Origin of the sequence: Streptomyces sp. NPDC018610, from assembly GCF_044391765.1 — a bacterium.
Lineage (GTDB): Bacteria > Actinomycetota > Actinomycetes > Streptomycetales > Streptomycetaceae > Streptomyces.
This window is the reverse complement of sequence record NZ_JBISAL010000002.1, coordinates 97,882-114,662: the sequence shown is the minus strand read 5'-3', so window position 1 is coordinate 114,662 and position 16,781 is coordinate 97,882. Positions and strand designations below refer to the sequence as shown.

Here is a 16,781-nt window from a genome sequence, read left to right as displayed (position 1 = left end):
TTCCGAGGGTGTCGTCCTTTTCTGACCACAAACATCCCGCAAACGGCTGGTCACTCCCTTGACGGTGTGCAATAGTGCGCTCCACGTCGATTGCACCGGGGGGTGACGAGAGTGCGAGTGCCGACCGCAGGACCGGCCAGATACGAACTCCGTGAGCAGCTCTCCGGGGGCATGGCGGACGTCTGGAAGGCCCGGGACCTGCTGCTGAACCGCACGGTCGTCATCAAGTCCCTCCAGGTCCGCGAGCCGGGTGACGCGCTCGCCCGGCGCTTCGTGCGGGAGGCCAAGGTCCTCGCGGCCATCGACGACCCGCGGATCGTCAAGATCTACGACGTGGGCACCGAACCCTCCGGCCGGGGACACCGCCTCTACCTGATCACCCAGTTCCTCGACGGCCTCTCCCTCCAGGAGTACCTCACCGCGCGCCCCCGCGTCTCGGTGCCCGAAGCGGTGTCGCTGACCCGGCAGTTGTGCGAGGCGGTCGCCATGGTGCACGCGCAGGGCCTGGTGCATCGCGACCTCAAGCCGGCCAACCTCATGCTGTGCCCCGAGGTCTCCGTACCGGGCGGCACCCGCTCACGGCTGGTCCTGATCGACTTCGGCATCGCCCGCCCCCTCTCCTCACGCGAGTCCGGCTTCACCGAGACGGGGCTCACCCGGCACGGCCACTTCGTGGGCACCCCCGCCTACACCCCTCCGGAGCTGTTCATCGGCGGGGTCCCCGGCGTCGCGTCCGACCTGTACTCCATCGGCTGCGTTCTCTTCGAGGCGATCGCCGGCCGAAGGCTGTTCCCGGACGCCGTCGACTTCACGGACTACTGGAACTCCCACCAGGAGGCGCCCGTACCTCCACTGCGCGGCGAACGTCCCGAAGTGCCCGCCGCTCTTGACGAGTTGGTGCGGGATCTGCTCGCCAAGTCCCCGGCCGACCGTCCCACCGGCACGGCCGAGGTGCTCGCCCGCCTCCACGAGGTCGACTCCGCCGCCTCCGTGCGGCCACCGCGCCGCCGCCCCGTCGGCGATCAGGCCGCAGCCGTGCACCGCGTCGAGGCCGCGTTCCACAGCGCCATGTCCGCGGCAGGCCCCCGGCAGCGCGTCGACCGGCTGGAAGAGGTCTTCCAGGACGCCATCGACGCGCTCTCCGCCGACCACCGCGTCACCTGGCTCGTCGCGCTGAACCTCGGGCAGGCCCTGCGGGAGGCGCGCCTGCCCGAGCAGGCGGTGTCCCTGCTGACACTGCTGCGAGCCCAGTTGACGACCCGCCTGCCCGTCACCGACCCTATCGCCGTCGTCTGCCGGCTCAACCTCGCCCGCTGCACCGGCGAGTGCGGGCGTCCGGCCGAAGCGGCCGCCCAGCTGGGCGAGTTGCTCGCGGCGGTGGGAGGCGCGAGCGGCGCGCTCGACGGGACCCTCCTGGAAGCGCGCTTCGACCAGGCGCACTGGAGTTACGGCGCGGGCGACATCGCCGCCGCACGGCGGCTGTTCGACGCGCTGCTCGCCGACCACGTCACGGCCTTCGGCCCCGACGGGAGCCATACCAGGGCCCTGCGCGACAGCCTCGTCGGATATCCGGCCCTGCACGCCTGACCGGCCACGCCGCTCCGCCGCGCGGAGTCCGGAACCGGTCCCGTCCCCACATCGATCCCCCTCAGCGGAAGGCGACTCGTCCATGGCAGACCTGTACGACCTCAACGCCGTGCGTGACAGCTTCTTCGCGAGCCAGCGACGCAGCTCCGAAGCGCCCACCGTCCCCGACGAGCAGGTGTACGTGGACCGGACCGGCCGGGTCCGTCTGGGCACCGGCACCGAGCGGGACGCACCGCTGTCCAAGGTCCCGCACGGCACCTTCGCCGCGCTGGGCAAGGCGGAGCGCCTCGCGGAGGAGCGGCGCGTCGCACGGCGGAAGCTGCCTGAGAACGCCTACTACGAGGACACCCCCGGCGCCGAGGGGTGGGTCTACAGCATCACGACGGAGTTCGGGAACACCTATGTGATGTGCGCGGGCTTCAACGGAACGCAGTACGACGTACGGCTGCTGGAACCGGCACTGGAGGACGTCCCGAAGCTCGACCAGCACGGCACCCACCTGTACCACAGCGGCAAGATCTGCCTGAGCAGCAGCCTCGGCAGCGGCGTGCCCGACCTGGAGACGGCGTACTCGCGTTCGGCGGTCTGGGCGCTCGGCGTCGACTTCGTGCGGCTGGGGCATTCGTTCCCCTTCAACTACAACCAGTGACGGTCCCGCTTCCCGCCCGCCGCTGACGGCACGGCCGAAGCCGCCGGGGCCCGCGGCGTTCTTGGAGCACGGCCTCGAGGACGTCCGGCAGCCCGTGATCACGGGCTGCCGGAGTCCGCCCGTGCTTTCCCCTGATCCGGTGAGGAGACCCCGGCATGCTGGCTGTTCGCATCTTCGACTTCGTTCTCGACGCGTTGGACGGCACCCTCGGGGCCGTGGAGCCCGAGCAGGGAGGCGCACTGCTCGGGCTGCGGGGCCAGGACGTGGTGACCTCGTTCATCCACGATCCCACCGCCCGGGTGACCCGCGTCGAGTACCAGAACTCCGAGTGGCTGCTGGAGGAGATCACCCGCCGGGAACAGTCCGGGGCCCAGCGGTTCAAGGGCATCGTGCACTCCCATCCGGCCCGCACGCCCCAGCCCTCCCACCAGGACCGGTACGAGTTCGCCACGGCCCTGGAGGCCAATCCGCAGCTCGGCCGGTACATCGCGCCGATCGTCACGCACGACGCCGGCAGCCCGCTCTCCCCGCACGAGCTGCGCACCAGCCCGGGCGTCCGGATGTCCTTCTTCTGCGGCACGTTCGACGGGCCCCGGTTCACCCTGGAGCGGATGCGCCCGATCCGCGTCCCGCTGCGCGAGGCCGTCGAACGGGCGGGGCTGCCCTTCCCGGGAAGCTCGGTGCAGGTGCTCGACGACGTCCACGGGGTGAGCGTGCCGCTGCCGGACGACCTGTTCGGGCCGGGTCGGCACCTCTTCGCGACGGCGCACTTCCCCTTCGCCGCACCCGTCCTGTACGGCGTCGACGGCAGCGGCGGGGCAGATGTGCGCAGTGTGCCGTGGGACCTGGCGTCCGCCCCCGCCGACCGTCTGGCACACGCGCTCCGGTCCATGCTCGGCACGGCGGGTACGGCGGGCACGGCGGGCACGGCGGGTACGGCGGGCGAGGCGGGCGGCGCGCACACGACGTCGTCGGCGCTCGGTTCGCGAGGGGACGGTACGTCGACGGCGCCGCGCACGCCGGACGAGGGCGACCCGCCGGCACGGACGGCGCGGCAGGCGGTCGCGGCGACGGGCAACCATCCGGGGCAGGCACCGGCAGGGCAGGCACCGGCAGGGCAGGCCGGGCCGGGCGCCGCGGGGCCCGCGGTCTCCCGCCCGGCGGCGCCGGCGTCCGACGTCACCGCGCTGCCGGGTCCCGCGCCCGTACCCGCCGGCCCGGCCGGCTCCCGCCCGGCGCGCAGGCTCGGCGGCTGGTTCGGACCGACCCGCCGCAGGGCCGTGGGGCGCGCGCTGTTCGCCCGTACCGGCGGTCTGCTGTCACCGGCGCTGGCCGGCCGTCACGTCCTGCTGGTGGGCGCGGGCTCGGTCGGTTCCTACCTCGCCGACGTGCTGGTGCGCTCCGGCGTCGGCCGGATCACGGTGGTGGACCCCGATCACGTGGAGGCCGCCAACATCGGCCGTTCCCTGTTCACCGCCAAGGACATCGGCGCACCGAAGGCGAAGGCCACCGCGCGCCACCTGCGGAGGGTCCATCCGGGCAGCAGGACCAGGGCCGTGGTGGCGAGCGTCGCCGGTATCGAGGCCGAGCGGTGGGGGAAGATCCTGCCGCAGGTCGATCTGGTCGTCGCCGCGACCGACGACAACGCCGCCCAGCAACGCCTCAACCACCTCGCCTACTGGTTCGGCAAGCCCGCCGTGTTCGTCGGGCTCTACCAGGGGGCGGCCGGCGGTGAGATCGTCTTCTCCAGGCCCCCGCTGCCGTGCTGGGCGTGCTCGACGGGCGGCGTCCGCGAGTCCCTGGGGAACCTCGGGATGCGGCCGGAGACGGACTACGGCACCGGTCGCAGCTTCGCGGTCCCCGGGCTGCTGCCCGACATCCAGCACGTCGCCTCGTCCGGCGCGAAGATCGCCCTGGCACTGCTGCACGCGGACGACGGCCAGGACCGGATCGCCCGCTTCCTGGCGAAGCCGCTGGCGGAGCACCTGCCCATGGTGCTGATGGCCATGGAGCCGGATCACTGGTTCTTTCCGCAGGTCCTGGGCGAGGCGCCCGGCCAGCATGCCTTCCAGAGCATCTGGGTCCGTACCGGACGGCGCTCGGACTGCCCGGTCTGCGGTGACGAGCGCCGCCGCGTCGACCCGCTGGAGTACCGCGGCGAGACCATGGACGCGTCGACGACGGAGCAGATGCAGCAGGCCCTTCTCGCCCGCCGGGAGGTCTCCCGCCCCGGCCCCCGGTAGGCCGCCGCCCAGCGACGCGGCCGCATGGGCCGCCGATGCCGCCGGCCCCGCCCGGCCCCCGCGGCCGGTCACGCCGGCCCCTGTGACCCGACGGACGACACGGAGTACCGCACGACATGGGAGACGACAAGACCGAGCGCATGCGCCAGGCACGCCGACGACGCCTCGCGCAGCAGGCCGCGACGCCGTCGGTACCGCGCCCCCGGCCCGCGCCGCGTCCGGCCCCGGAACCGGCCCCGAGACCCACCCCGCGACCAGCCCCGAAGCGGGCGCCGTCGACATCGCGCGGCAACGCGTCGCCCGTGCGGCGCACCCCGTCCGCCGAGACCGACGCGTTCAGTCGTCTGGGCCATGTCGCCGCCCTGAGCTCACTGCTGTGGACGGTGCTCCTGGTCACGGGCTGGCAGCTTCCCCTCAGGCTCGCCGGTGACCTCCCGTTCGAGTGGGAATGGACCGTGAAGCTGGCGATCCGGGAGCGGACCGCTCCCTGGTTCTTCCCCTTCTTCCACGACGTGCTGGGCAGCGGACCCGCCGAGGGGAGGCTGTGGCTCTACCCCGCCCTCGCCGTCGCCGCGGCGCTCGTGGTGCGGTGGTCCGCGGCGCCGCCCCCCGCGGTCCGCGCGCTGCTGGAGTGGCCGGCCGCTCTGTACGGCTTCGCCGCGCTGACGGCCCTGGGCCCGTGGGCGCTCACAGTGTGGCCCGTCACGGTGGTAATGGTCCTGCTGTCGCTGGTGGTGCTGCCCCGGCGGCACCGGTGAGATCCAGGCGCGGAGGGCGCGGGTCCGGGCCCGGCGCCTTCCGCGCCCTCCGGCTTCTCGAAGCGTCGCCCCTCGCCGGGGCGTCAGACCGCCCGCGCCGCCTCCAGCACCTCTTCGGCTCGGTCCTCGACGCCGGGGAGGGCGGGCTTCGGGAAGGCGACTCGGGCGGGCTCGGGGAAGGCGACCGGCTCCCGCGCCCCCTCGCTCCCGGTGACCGCACGCACCGGCGAGGTCCGCCACAGCCACAGCACGTCCCGCCCGAACGACCACACCAGCAGCGCCAGCGCCAGCAGCACCACGCAGAGGGCTGCCGGGCGGGGGAGGAGACGCGCGTCCGCCAGGAGCAGGAGGACGCCCTGGAAGGCGGCCACCGTCTTGCGGGCGGTGCTCGGCGGCAGCGGTGCGTTCAGCCAGGGCAGGACGCGGGCGGCGGCGACGAAGGCGTAGCGCATGCCGCCGATCAGCAGCACCCACGGGCCGAGGTCCATGGACACGTGCACGCTGAGCACCAGGATCAGGAACGCGTCGACCTCCATGTCGAAACGGGCGCCCAGCGCCGTGGACGTGCCGGTGCGGCGGGCCACCTTGCCGTCGACGCCGTCCAGGACCAGCGCCACCGCGGTCAGACCGACCAGCAGCGACACCGGAGGGGAGCTTTCGAAGGAGTCCGCGACCAGTGCCGTCACAGCGCCGACGAGCGTGGCCCGCCCCAGCGTCACCCGGTTGGCAGGGCCGAACGAGGCGAGCCGGGAGCGGAGCACGGCCCTGGACAGCACGGCCCAGGTGCCGACCGCGAAGACGAGGCCGGTCACCCAGCCCGCCGGCCCCATGCCGATCGCCGTGCCGAGCAGGACCAGCAGCAGGATCTGCACACCCGCTCCCACAGCGGTCTCCTGCTGGACCGGCCTCGCGTCGTACGTGTTGTTCAGGGCCACCGCACACCCTCCGACAGAGTGACAGAGTCGATCGACGCCGCGTACGTTGTGCGCGGCCTGTGCACACCTCGGTACGTCGACCACTTCCCGATCGTTCAGGAGCACGCTCGATGAACAGTTCCGCCCGCGCCTTCTGGCTCGCCTCGCCCGGCCGCGGCGAGATACGTGACGAGGTGCTCCCGGAGCCCGGCGCGGACGAGGTCGTCGTCCGGACGCTGTACTCCGGGGTCAGCCGGGGGACGGAGACGCTGGTGTTCCGCGGCGGGGTGCCCGTCAGCCAGCACGCGGCGATGCGGGCCCCGTTCCAGGAGGGCGACTTCCCGGGGCCGGTGAAGTACGGCTACCTCAGCGTGGGAGTGGTGGAGGAGGGGCCGGCGGCGCTGTCCGGGCGCACCGTCTTCTGCCTGTACCCGCACCAGACCCGCTACGTCGTCCCGGCGAGCGCGGTGACCGTGGTGCCGGAGAGCGTGCCCGCCGGGCGGGCCGTCCTGGCGGGCACCGTCGAGACCGCGGTGAACGCCCTGTGGGACGCGGCGCCCCTGGTCGGCGACCGGATCGCGGTGGTCGGCGGCGGCATGGTCGGCTGCTCGGTGGCCGCGTTGCTGGCCCGGTTCCCCGGTGCGCGCGTGCAGTTGGTGGACGCCGATCCCGCGCGGGCCGCCGTCGCCGACGCGCTCGGCGTCGGCTTCGCCGCCCCCGGGGACGCCCTGGACGGCTGCGACCTCGTCGTGCACGCCAGCGCCACCCAGCAGGGCCTGACCCGCGCGCTCGAACTGCTGACCCCCGAGGGCACCGTCCTCGAACTGAGCTGGTACGGCGACCGCGAGGTCTCCCTCCCGCTCGGCGAGGCCTTCCACTCGCGCCGGCTCGTCATCCGCAGCAGCCAGGTCGGCACCGTCTCCCCCCGCCGCGGCAACCGCACCTACGCCGACCGGCTCGCCCTCGCGCTGGACCTGCTCGCCGACCCGGCGCTGGACGCCCTGATCACGGGCGAGAGCACGTTCGAGGAACTGCCCCACGTCATGCCGAAGCTCGCCTCCGGCGGAATTCCGGCCCTGTGCCACCGGGTCCGGTACGACACGAGCGCCTGACCTCAGAAAAGGGTGCGCGACGGCTGAACAAGGGGAAGCGTGGAGCCGTACTACACGGCATCCCCCGGCAGGTACCGGCGGGGGACCAGACGCGCCGCACCTGGAGGGTCGTCCGTTGTTCAGCATCACCGTCCGCGATCACATCATGATCGCCCACAGCTTCCACGGCGAGGTGTTCGGGCCCGCGCAGCGGCTGCACGGAGCCACGTTCCTCGTGGACGCCACCTTCCGGCGCGAGCAGCTGGACGACGACAACATCGTCGTCGACATCGGACTGGCCACCCAGGAGCTGGGCGCCGTGGTCAGCGAGCTGAACTACCGCAACCTCGACAACGAACCCGACTTCGCCGGGATCAACACCTCCACCGAGTTCCTCGCGAAGGTCGTCGCCGACCGGCTCGCCGAACGGATCCACAAGGGAGCCCTGGGCGAGGGCGCCAGGGGACTCGCCGGACTCACCGTCACCCTGCACGAGTCGCACGTCGCCTGGGCGAGTTACGAGCGTGCGCTGTGAGCGACACGACCACCCGCCGCACCCCGTCCCTCGGTTACGTCCCCGCGCAGCGCGCGGGCCTGGACAACGTCGGGATCATCCCCATGTCGCTGCGCACCGTGCACTTCGTCCTGCCGGGCGGCGTCGACGACCCGGCCACACCGAGCGGCGGCAACGCCTACGACCGCCGCGTCAGCCTCGACCTGCCCGGCTTCGGCTGGCAGGTCCGGCCGCACCCCGTGCCCGGCGACTGGCCCCGGCCCGGCGACCGCGCCCGCGCGGAACTCGCCCGGGTGCTGCGCGAGTTGCCGGACGGCTCCATCGTCCTCCTGGACGGGCTGGTCGCCTGCGGCGTCCCGGAGACCGTCGTGCCCGAGAGCGGACGGCTGCGTCTGGCCGTCCTCGTCCACCTCCCGCTCGGCGACGAGACCGGGCTCGAGGCGGCCGTCGCCGCCGAACTCGACGCCAGGGAGCGCGAGGTGCTGCGGGCGGTCCCCGCCGTCGTCGCCACCAGCGACTGGGCGGTCCGCCGGCTCGTCGCCCACCACGGCCTCGCCCCCGACCGGGTGCACAGGGCCGCCCCCGGCGCCGACATCGCGCCGCTCGCCCCCGGCACCGACGGCGTCTCCCACCTCCTGTGCGTCGCCGCCGTGACCCCGCGCAAGGGACAGCACCGGCTGGTGGAGGCCCTGGCCACGGTCACCGACCTGCCGTGGGAGTGCGTGTGCGTCGGCGCCCTGACCCAGGACCCGGCCTATGTCGCCCGGCTGCGCGAGCTGATCGGCGAGCACGGCCTGCAAGGCCGCTTCCACCTGGCCGGACCGCGCACCGGCGCGGACCTCGACGCCGCCTACGCCGCCGCCGACCTGATGGTCCTCGCCTCCTACGCGGAGACGTACGGCATGGCGGTCACCGAGGCGCTGGCACGCGGCGTCCCGGTCCTGGCCACGGACGTCGGCGGCGTGCCCGAGGCGGTCGGCCGGGCCCCCGACGGGGGCGTCCCCGGCATCCTCGTCCCGCCGGAGGACCCCGCCGCCCTCGCCGCCGAACTGCGCGGCTGGTTCGGCGAGGCCGACGTGCGCCGCCGGCTCAAGGCCGCCGCCCGGGGCCGGCGCGCCGCCCTCGACGGCTGGGCCATGACCGCCCGCAGCCTCGCCGGCGTACTGGGCCGGCTCCCGCGCGAACCCAGGAGGGCGGCATGAGGAGGACGACGGCCCCCGCACGGACCGGTCCCGCCCCGGTGATCGCCGGCGCCGGTCCCGTCGCCGCCCCCGGCGAGCGCGCCACCGTGCGGCTCAGGGCGGACGCGCCCGAGGAACCGCCCCGGTACGCGCCCGAGTGGCTGCGGCTGAGGGAGCCGGCCGACGCGGCGGCGCGGGCCGAGGGCCTCCTCGGACCGCTGGGCGAACGGCTCGCCGGACCGGCGGGCCGGCAGGGCGGGTTCGTCGTCCACGACCTGGGCTGCGGCACCGGCTCGATGGGCCGCTGGCTCGCCCCCCGGCTGGCCGGCGCACAGCACTGGATCCTGCACGACCGCGACCCCTACCTGCTGCACTTCGCCGCCGTCTCCGCCGCGCGCGCCGCGGCCGACGGCAGCCGCGTCACCGTGGAGACGCGGCGCGGCGACGTGGCCCGGCTGACTCCCGACGTCCTGACCGGAGCCGGTCTGGTGACGGCGTCCGCCCTGCTGGACGTGCTCACCCGCGAGGAGGTCGGCGCCCTCGCCGCCGCCTGCGCCGGAGCCGGCTGCCCGGCCCTGCTGACCCTGTCCGTGGCCGGCCGTGTCGAACTCACCCCGGCCGACCCGCTCGACGCCGAACTCACCGACGCCTTCAACGCCCACCAGCGCCGCACCGGCCTGCTCGGCCCCGACGCGGTGACGGCCGCGCGCGAGGCGTTCGCCGGGCACGGCGCCACCGTCACCGTGCGCCCGAGCCCCTGGCGGCTCGGCCCCGGCGAACGCGAACTGACCGCCCAGTGGCTGCGCGGCTGGGTCGGCGCGGCCGTCGAACAGCGCCCCGCCCTCGAGCCGCGCGCCGACCGCTACCTCGCCGAGCGCCTGGCGGCCTGCGCCGCCGGCGAACTGCGGGCGGTCGTGCACCACGACGACCTGCTGGCCCTGCCCGGCGGCACGGGCGGTGGCGTGTGAGCGTGCAGACCATGGACGTGCCGAGGGCACGGACGGACGCCGTCCTCACCGGCCCCGACCCGTCACCTCCCGTCGTCCGAAGCGCCCGCGGGCTCCTGACCCGGCTCGACTCCCGCGCGCTGCGCGCCCACCTCGGCACCGTCACGGGCGCCCTCATCCTCGCCGTGCTGCTGTGGCGGCTGGGCACCGGGGTCTTCCTGGACGGGCTGCGGCGGATCGACGCCCCCGGGCTCGTCGCGGCGGTCGGGATCGGCGCCGTCACCACCGTGTTCAGCGCGTGGCGCTGGCAGTTGGTGGCCCGGGGCCTGCGCGTCAGGCTGCCGCTGGGCGCGGCCGTCGCCGACTACTACCGCGCGCTGTTCCTGAACGCGGCGCTGCCCGGCGGTGTGCTGGGCGACGTGCACCGTGCCGTGCGGCACGGGCGCAGCGCCGGGGACGTCGGCCGCGGCGTGCGGACCGTCGTCCTGGAGCGGGTCGCCGGGCAGATCGCCCTCGCCGTCACCGCCGTGGCGGTGCTGCCGGTCCTGCCCTCCCCGGTCCGCTCGCAGGCCCGCCACCTCGGACCGCTCGTGGCCCTCGCCGTGGTGGGCGCGCTGGCCGTCGGACTCGCGCTGCGCATGAACCGGACCGCGTCCGGCCGCCGGGGCCGCGCCCTGCGCCGTGCCCTCGGCGAGTCACGCGAGGGGCTGCTGTCCCGCCGCAACGGGCCGGGCGTCGCGCTGTCCTCCGCCGTCGTGCTCGCCGGGCACCTCGCGACGTTCGTGCTCGCCGCCCGGATCGCCGGCTGCGCCGCCTCCGTCGCCGTGCTGCTGCCGCTCGCCGTGCTCGCGCTCGTCGCCATGGGACTGCCGCTGAACGTCGGCGGGTTCGGCCCCCGGGAGGGCGCCACCGCGTGGGCGTTCGGCGCCGCCGGTCTCGGCGCGAGCACCGGACTCGCGGTCGCCGTGGTCTACGGGGTGCTGAGCTTCGCGGCGAGCCTGCCGGGGGCGCTCGTCCTGGTCGCCCGCCGGCGCACCGGCAGTGGCTCCGGCGCGTCGGCCGGCCCCCCGGGCGCCGGCCACGGCACCGGCACGTCGGCGGGGCTCCGGGCCACGGGGCGCGACCCGGGGCCCGGCACCGGAGTTCAGGACGACGTCAGCAGCGAGAAATACGGCCGGAAGGAATCGGCGAGGCTGGCCAGCAGTTCCTTCCCCTTTTCCGCGGAACCCAGGGAAGGACGGCCGATGACGCCCGATTCGGTATAGGCGGACATTCCGGTGGTGAGGAGATGGCGCCGGTCGTCCGCGACGAAGTCCGCTTTCTCGTAGCCGTCTTTGACGAATTCGGGGTGAGCGTGCAGAAGAATGGAGGTCTCGATCTCCCCGGCGTGCATGTCGGTGAGCAGCGAGGTGCGCACGCCGGCCCGCTCCCGGGCCGTCTCCCAGTCCTCCGCGGCGGGGAACAGCGCGATGTGCTCGCCCCGTGCGGAGGACTCCTGGACCACGTTGCCCAGTACGTAGTTGCCGCCGTGGCCGTTGACCACCACCAGGGCCTCGACGCCGGAGCGGCGGAGCGAGTCCGCGATGTCCCGCACCACCGAGTGGAGGGTCACGGAGGAGATGCTGACCGTCCCCGGCCAGGCCGCGTGCTCGTGCGAGCAGGAGATCGTCACCGGCGGGAGCAGGTGCACCGGGTACGCGCCGGCGATCTGCCGGGCGACGGCGCAGGCGATCAGGGTGTCGGTCGCCAACGGCAGGAAGGGGCCGTGCTGTTCGAAACTCCCCACCGGCAGGACGGCCACCTGCCGCGACCGGCCCGCTCCCCGGTCCCGTACGTCCTCCGTCGTGTCCGCCGGCAACAGGCCGTCCGGGCCGAACACCGCCGGCCGCGTTCCTGAACCACTCATAGTTTTCCGGCCTTTCGTCTTCGCTTAGGACCAGATCATGACAGAAAACATCGGCGTACTCGGCAAGAAGTCCTCCCGGCGCACGGGTGTGGAACGCGTCGTGAATGCCCCGCTGCCCACTGTCCACGGGAAATTCCAGGCGATCGGCTACCTGGACCACGACCGCGGTGACGAACAAGTGGCCCTGGTCCACGGCGACATCGGCGCCGAACGCGTCCTGGTCCGGCTGCATTCCGAATGCCTGACCGGCGACGCCTTCGGCTCCCAGCACTGCGAGTGCGGCGACCAGCTCACCGCCGCCCTGCGCGCCGTGGTCGCCGAAGGCAGCGGCGTCGTCGTCTACTTGCGGGGCCACGAGGGCCGGGGGATAGGGCTGCTGGCCAAGCTGCGGGCGATGGCCCTGCAGGCGGAGGGCCTGGACACGGTCGAGGCCAACCTCGCCCTGGGCCTGCCCGTCGACGCCCGCGACTACGGCGTCGCCGCCGGGATGCTGCACGACCTGGGGGTCCGCTCGGTGCGCCTGATGTCCAACAACCCCCGCAAGCGCGAGGCGTTGGTGCGGCACGGCGTCGAGGTGGCCGAGCAGGTCCCGCTGCTGATCCCGCCGTGCGAGAACAACATCACCTATCTGCGCACCAAGCGGGAGCGCCTCGACCACCACCTGCCGCATCTGGACGCGGTCGCTCACCTGTCCTGAGACAGCACCGCCCCGCCCGTCCCGGTCGCCGTGTCCGCCGCCGCGTCCGGGGCGTCCGCCCCGCCGGCCGCGGCGCGGTCGGGCCCCGGCAGCATCCGGCCCGCCACCGCGCCCGCCCCGGCCACCGCGGCGAGCACCACCAGGGCCGACCCCGCGCCGCCGTCCGTGCGCAGCGCGGTCGCCGCGGCCACGCCCAGGGCCGGACCCACGTTCATCGCGGTCTGCTGGAGGCCCCCGGCGACACCGGCGGAGCCGACGGCCGCCTCCCGTACGACGACGTGTGTCGCCGCCACCATCACCGTGCCGAACCCGGCGCCCAGCAAAGCGCATCCGGTACACAGGGCGGCGGTGCCCGACGCACGGGCGAGCACCAGCACGCCCAGCGCGAGCAGGACCATCGCCGTCGTCGTCGTACGACGGGCTCCGAGGCGGCGCAGCAGCACCGGGGAGGCGGACGCCGCGAGCACCATCAGCAGCGCCAGCGGCAGGCAGCGCAGGGCGCTCTGGAAGGGATCGAGACCCAGGGTGTCCTGCAGGACGTAGGTGAGGACGAAGAGCGTGCCCGACAGGGCCGCCGACGCGGCCACCAGCATCGCCAGCGCCGAGCCGACGGCCGCCGACCCGATGACGTCGGGCGGCAGCAGCGGGTCGGCGGTACGGCGCTCGTGCCGGACGAAGGCGGCCGCTGCCACCACGGCCGCCACCGCGACGACGGCGACGTCCGGGCCCGGGCCGCCGGGATCCGCCGACGCGACCAGGGTACGCACCGCGCAGCCGAGGGCCACGGCGAGCAGCAGCGCGCCCGCCAGGTCGAGCCGGGCGGCCGTCGACGGGGCACGCCCCGCCTGTGCGGCCCCTCCGTCCGGCTCGGTGTGCTCGGTCTTCCCGGTCCCGTACGGCGTGAGCGCGAGCAGTCCGAACAGCAGCGCGGGCCCGACGTTCAGGAAGAACACCGCCCGCCAGCCGGGCCCCGCCACCAGCGCGCCGCCCACCACCGGCCCGGCAGCCGCCGCCACGCCGATGGCGCTCGTCCGCACCGCCAGGGGCATGCTGAGCCGGTCGGGCGGGAAGACGGCGCGGAGCATCCCCAGCGTGGCCGGCTGCGCCAACGCCCCGAACACCCCCTGGGCGACGCGCAGGGCGATCACCCAGCCGATCGAGGGCGCGCACCCGATGCCCGCCGACGTCGCCCCGAAGCCCAGCATCCCGAAGGCGAACAGCCGGCGGTGCCCGAGGGGGCGCCCTCTGCGGGTCAGGCCGCGGGGCAGGTCGCCGAGCCGACCGGCGAACACCAGCAGGCTCGCCACCGCGATCAGGTACCCGGTGCTCGTCCACTGGACCTGCGCGTACGAGGCGTGCAGATCGTGTTGCAGCCTGGGCTGGGCGACGGTGAGGACCGTGCCGTCCAGGGCGACGATCACCGCCCCGGCCACACTGCTGGTGAGGGTCACCACCCGCTGACGCCGGCTCACCGGCCCTCCTCCGGCCCGAGGTGCGCGTCGAGGGCCGCCCGGAGCAGGGGCGCGATGTCGTCGGCCCCGGCGGCGAGTCGCAGGCTGCCCCAGCTCCAGAGCTGGGCGATGCCGTGCAGGTTGGCCCACAGGGCGCCGGCCGTCACACGGGCGTCGCGGTCCGGATGGGCCCGCCCGACCAGGTCCACGAAGACGCCGAAGAGCGGGAGGCTGGTGTCCCGCAGTCCCATGTGACCGCTCGCCAGCAGGTCGTGACGGAACATCAGCTCGTACATTCCGCGCTCGGTCGTCGAGAACTCCAGGTAGGCCCGCCCCAGCGCGGTCAGCTGGGCGCGCGGGCTCGCCGTGCCGTCGCCGATCGCGGCCGTGGTCCGCTCGCCGAGCTCGGCGAAGCCGCGGCGGGCGATGGCGGACAGCAGTTCCAGGTGGGTGGGGAAGTGACGGCGCGGAGCCCCGTGCGAGACGCCCGCCCGGCGGGCGATCTCCCGCAGGGTCAGCGCCTGGACGCCTTCCACGGCCACCAGCCGCGCGCCCACGTCGACCAGCCGGTCGCGCAGTGCTTTCGAACTCTCGTCCGACTCTGTCATGCGTCCTGTCTACCAGGGCGCGTAGACACTGTCTACGCCTGGCGGCCGAGGGCCCCGAGGGCGGCGCCGACGGGAATGCCCGGCGCGGCCGGAGGGGTTGACCCGGGTATGACTCAGGACACGACGCGCGACCCCGCCACCGAAGCCCTGCTCGCCCTGCTCGCCGAGGGTCACGGCGGGGTGCTGGTCACCCTCAAGCGCGACGGCCGGCCCCAGCTGTCGAACGTCAGTCACGCCTACGATCCCGAGGAGCGCGTCGTGCGGGTCTCGATCACCGACGACCGCGCCAAGACCCGCAACCTGCGCCGGGACCCGCGGGCCTCGTACCACGTCACCAGCTCCGACCGCTGGGCCTACACGGTCGCCGAGGGCACGGCCGAGCTGTCTCCCGTCGCCGCGGACCCGCACGACGAGACCGTCGAGGAACTGATCCGCCTGTACCGCGACGTCCTCGGGGAGCACTCAGACTGGGACGAGTACCGCGCCGCGATGGTCCGCGACCGGCGGCTCGTCCTGCGGCTGAGGGTGGAGCGGGCGTACGGCATTCCCCAGGGCGCGAACGAGGGCTGAACCCGCTGCCGGGGCCGGTCAGGCCCGGGCAGCGGTGCGCGCCTCCAGAGCCCGCAGGACCGCCACCATGTCCTCGCCGCCGTGCCCGAGCGAGACCGTCTCCCGGAACAGCGTGTGGCACACGTCGAGCAGGGGCGAGGCGATGCCGCACGCGCGGGCGGCCTCGGCGATAAGCCGGTTGTTCTTGAGCACGTCGAGCGCCGCCGCCTGCACCGCGAAGTCGCCCGCCAGGAGCTTCGGCGCCTTCATCAGCGAGACCGGGCTGGCCATCGGGCCGGCGCCCAGGACCTCCAGGAACAGCCCTGCGTCGAGTCCCTGCCGCCCGGCGAAGTGGAAGGCCTCGGCGAGCCCGGTCACCAGGGTGATCAGGAACAGGTTCACCGACAGCTTCATCAGCAGCGCGGCGGGCGCGGGACCGCACACGAACACCTCGCCGCACAGGGGCGCGAGCAGCGGGCGCACCGACTCGACGGCCCGGTCCTCCCCGGCCAGCATCGCCACCAGCCGCCCTTCCTCCGCCGGGACGCGGGACCCGGAGACGGGCGCCTCCACATAGCTTCCGCCCGCCGTCCGGACGTCGGTCTCCAGGCCGCGCGAGTACTCGGGCGCGGTGGTGCCCATGTGGACGACCACCCGCCCCGCGACACGGGCCGCGAACTCCGCCGTGCCGCGGCCCAGGACCGCGTCCGTCGCCGCCTCGTCGGCCAGCATCAGGATCACCGCGTCCGAGCGGGCGAACACCTCGCCGGGGCCGGCCGCGACCTCGGCGCCGGCGGCGCGCAGCACGTCGGCGCGGGCGGCCGTGCGGTTCCAGACGAGCAGGGGGGTGCCGGAGCGGGCCAGCCTGAGCGCCATGGGCCGGCCCATGACTCCGAGACCGATGAAGCCGACGTTCATGGGAGACCGTCCTGAGGCCGGGCCGTTATGACGACGGTCATAGTAGCGGCGATTATGACGGCGGTCATAGGGTGATGGCCGAACAGCCGGTCACGACGTCGGGGGGATCGAGGATGACGACCAAGGCGCGGGACGGCGGGCGGGGGCCGCGCGAGCGGCTGGTCTTCAGCGCGGCCCAGCTCATCCGTCGCGACGGGGTGGGCGCCACGGGCATGCGGGACGTGGCCGCCCACGCGGACGCGCCGCGCGGGTCGCTCCAGCACTATTTCCCCGGCGGCAAGGAGCAACTGGTCAACGAGGCGGTGGCCTGGGCCGGGCGCTACGCCGGCCGGCGCGTCGCCCGTTTCCTGGCGGACCTGGCCGAACCGACGCCGAGCGGTCTGTTCGCCGCGATGGTGCGGCAGTGGACCGACGAGTACGAGAGGGCCGGCGCCGTCGGCGGCTGTCCGGTGGCCGCGGCGACCGTCGACCACGCCTCCTGCGGCCCGTCCACCCGTCAGGCGACCGCCGCCGCCTTCGCGGCCTGGCGGGGCCCGGTGGCCGAGGCGCTGACGGACATGGGGGTGCCGGCCGGGCGGGCCGAGTCGCTGGCCACGCTGATGATCAGCAGCCTGGAGGGGGCGATCCTGATGGCCCGGGCCGAATGCGGCGTACGGCCCCTGACGACCGTCGCCCGTGAACTGGCCCCACTCCTGGACGCGGCCGTACCGCCGGACCGCGACGGCACCTCACCCTCCTGAGACGGGCCCCTCACGGGAGCGGGGTCCC

General features: G+C 74.5%; 15 protein-coding genes and 2 pseudogenes. 12 read left to right on the top strand and 5 right to left on the bottom strand.

Annotated features, from left to right (window positions below):
* The first annotated feature begins 117 nt into the window (after positions 1-117).
* The 4 genes from ACH5A8_RS06040 (at position 118) to ACH5A8_RS06025 (ending at position 5,237) form a co-directional block, all read left to right on the top strand.
* Positions 118-1,587, top strand: coding sequence for a protein kinase (locus tag ACH5A8_RS06040; protein WP_398998472.1), 1,470 nt, complete (start codon positions 118-120; stop codon positions 1,585-1,587).
* A gap of 82 nt (positions 1,588-1,669) precedes the next feature.
* Positions 1,670-2,236: a hypothetical protein gene (locus ACH5A8_RS06035; RefSeq protein ID WP_398998471.1), complete on the top strand. Its 567-nt coding sequence runs from the start codon at positions 1,670-1,672 to the stop codon at positions 2,234-2,236.
* Positions 2,237-2,391: 155 nt separating this feature from the next.
* Positions 2,392-4,479: a ThiF family adenylyltransferase gene (locus tag ACH5A8_RS06030; RefSeq protein WP_398998469.1), complete on the top strand. Its 2,088-nt coding sequence runs from the start codon at positions 2,392-2,394 to the stop codon at positions 4,477-4,479.
* Between the two features lie 302 nt (positions 4,480-4,781).
* Complete coding sequence (locus ACH5A8_RS06025; protein WP_398998467.1) at positions 4,782-5,237, top strand: hypothetical protein; 456 nt, start codon at positions 4,782-4,784, stop codon at positions 5,235-5,237.
* A gap of 83 nt (positions 5,238-5,320) precedes the next feature.
* On the opposite strand, the gene ACH5A8_RS06020 is transcribed toward ACH5A8_RS06025, so the two are convergent.
* Positions 5,321-6,172, bottom strand: a complete 852-nt coding sequence (locus ACH5A8_RS06020) for a CDP-alcohol phosphatidyltransferase family protein (protein ID WP_398998465.1) — start codon at positions 6,170-6,172, stop codon at positions 5,321-5,323.
* Between the two features lie 110 nt (positions 6,173-6,282).
* Here ACH5A8_RS06020 and ACH5A8_RS06015 point away from each other — a divergent pair, with 110 nt between their 5' ends.
* The 5 genes and pseudogenes from ACH5A8_RS06015 to ACH5A8_RS05995 form a co-directional block, all read left to right on the top strand.
* Positions 6,283-7,263 (top strand): zinc-binding alcohol dehydrogenase, encoded by a 981-nt coding sequence (locus tag ACH5A8_RS06015; RefSeq protein WP_398998463.1) that lies wholly within the window; start codon positions 6,283-6,285, stop codon positions 7,261-7,263.
* Between the two features lie 115 nt (positions 7,264-7,378).
* A complete protein-coding gene (locus ACH5A8_RS06010) occupies positions 7,379-7,777 on the top strand; it encodes a 6-carboxytetrahydropterin synthase (RefSeq protein ID WP_351314971.1) in 399 nt (132 codons plus the stop codon).
* Positions 7,774-8,958, top strand: coding sequence for a glycosyltransferase family 4 protein (locus ACH5A8_RS06005; protein ID WP_398998461.1), 1,185 nt, complete (start codon positions 7,774-7,776; stop codon positions 8,956-8,958). Before ACH5A8_RS06010 ends, ACH5A8_RS06005 begins: the two co-directional genes overlap by 4 nt.
* Positions 8,955-9,905 carry an SAM-dependent methyltransferase gene (locus ACH5A8_RS06000; RefSeq protein WP_398998459.1) on the top strand — a complete coding sequence of 317 codons (951 nt, stop codon included), beginning with the start codon at positions 8,955-8,957 and terminating at the stop codon, positions 9,903-9,905. The genes ACH5A8_RS06005 and ACH5A8_RS06000 overlap by 4 nt, the downstream gene beginning before the upstream one ends.
* An 11-nt stretch (positions 9,906-9,916) precedes the next feature.
* Positions 9,917-10,825 (top strand): annotated as a pseudogene (locus ACH5A8_RS05995) (lysylphosphatidylglycerol synthase transmembrane domain-containing protein); the annotation flags it as partial.
* Between the two features lie 203 nt (positions 10,826-11,028).
* Here the strand turns inward: ACH5A8_RS05995 and ACH5A8_RS05990 are convergent.
* Positions 11,029-11,790, bottom strand: coding sequence for a creatininase family protein (locus ACH5A8_RS05990; protein WP_398998457.1), 762 nt, complete (start codon positions 11,788-11,790; stop codon positions 11,029-11,031).
* Positions 11,791-11,827: 37 nt separating this feature from the next.
* On the opposite strand from ACH5A8_RS05990, the gene ribA reads away from it, so the two are divergent.
* Positions 11,828-12,487 (top strand): GTP cyclohydrolase II, encoded by a 660-nt coding sequence (gene ribA, locus ACH5A8_RS05985; protein WP_398998455.1) that lies wholly within the window; start codon positions 11,828-11,830, stop codon positions 12,485-12,487.
* On the opposite strand, the gene ACH5A8_RS05980 is transcribed toward ribA, so the two are convergent.
* Both ACH5A8_RS05980 and ACH5A8_RS05975 read right to left on the bottom strand, forming a co-directional pair.
* Entirely contained in the window at positions 12,475-13,959 is a 1,485-nt protein-coding gene (locus ACH5A8_RS05980; RefSeq protein ID WP_398998453.1) for an MFS transporter, read from the bottom strand. The genes ribA and ACH5A8_RS05980 overlap by 13 nt on opposite strands.
* The gene (locus ACH5A8_RS05975; RefSeq protein WP_398998451.1) at positions 13,956-14,546 is read right to left on the bottom strand and encodes a TetR/AcrR family transcriptional regulator; all 591 of its coding nucleotides are present in this window, start codon (positions 14,544-14,546) and stop codon (positions 13,956-13,958) included. The genes ACH5A8_RS05980 and ACH5A8_RS05975 overlap by 4 nt, the downstream gene beginning before the upstream one ends.
* A gap of 108 nt (positions 14,547-14,654) precedes the next feature.
* Here ACH5A8_RS05975 and ACH5A8_RS05970 point away from each other — a divergent pair, with 108 nt between their 5' ends.
* Positions 14,655-15,116 carry a PPOX class F420-dependent oxidoreductase gene (locus tag ACH5A8_RS05970; RefSeq protein WP_398998448.1) on the top strand — a complete coding sequence of 154 codons (462 nt, stop codon included), beginning with the start codon at positions 14,655-14,657 and terminating at the stop codon, positions 15,114-15,116.
* Positions 15,117-15,134: 18 nt separating this feature from the next.
* On the opposite strand, the pseudogene ACH5A8_RS05965 reads toward ACH5A8_RS05970, so the two are convergent.
* Positions 15,135-16,064 (bottom strand): annotated as a pseudogene (locus tag ACH5A8_RS05965) (NAD(P)-dependent oxidoreductase); the annotation flags it as partial.
* Positions 16,065-16,126: 62 nt separating this feature from the next.
* Here ACH5A8_RS05965 and ACH5A8_RS05960 point away from each other — a divergent pair.
* On the top strand, positions 16,127-16,753 hold the full coding sequence (locus ACH5A8_RS05960) for a TetR/AcrR family transcriptional regulator (protein ID WP_398998446.1): 627 nt from the start codon (positions 16,127-16,129) through the stop codon (positions 16,751-16,753).
* The last annotated feature ends 28 nt before the right edge of the window (positions 16,754-16,781 follow it).

Bases quoted from the DNA above. Each gene is read 5' to 3' on its own strand.
- ACH5A8_RS05970 (WP_398998448.1), top strand. From the start codon at position 14,655: ATGACTCAGGACACGACGCGCGACCCCGCCACCGAAGCCCTGCTCGCC.
- ACH5A8_RS06000 (WP_398998459.1), top strand. From the start codon at position 8,955: ATGAGGAGGACGACGGCCCCCGCACGGACCGGTCCCGCCCCGGTGATC.
- ACH5A8_RS05975 (WP_398998451.1), bottom strand. From the start codon at position 14,546: ATGACAGAGTCGGACGAGAGTTCGAAAGCACTGCGCGACCGGCTGGTC.
- ACH5A8_RS06030 (WP_398998469.1), top strand. From the start codon at position 2,392: ATGCTGGCTGTTCGCATCTTCGACTTCGTTCTCGACGCGTTGGACGGC.
- ACH5A8_RS05960 (WP_398998446.1), top strand. From the start codon at position 16,127: ATGACGACCAAGGCGCGGGACGGCGGGCGGGGGCCGCGCGAGCGGCTG.
- ACH5A8_RS05990 (WP_398998457.1), bottom strand. From the start codon at position 11,790: ATGAGTGGTTCAGGAACGCGGCCGGCGGTGTTCGGCCCGGACGGCCTG.
- ribA (WP_398998455.1), top strand. From the start codon at position 11,828: ATGACAGAAAACATCGGCGTACTCGGCAAGAAGTCCTCCCGGCGCACG.
- ACH5A8_RS06035 (WP_398998471.1), top strand. From the start codon at position 1,670: ATGGCAGACCTGTACGACCTCAACGCCGTGCGTGACAGCTTCTTCGCG.
- ACH5A8_RS06015 (WP_398998463.1), top strand. From the start codon at position 6,283: ATGAACAGTTCCGCCCGCGCCTTCTGGCTCGCCTCGCCCGGCCGCGGC.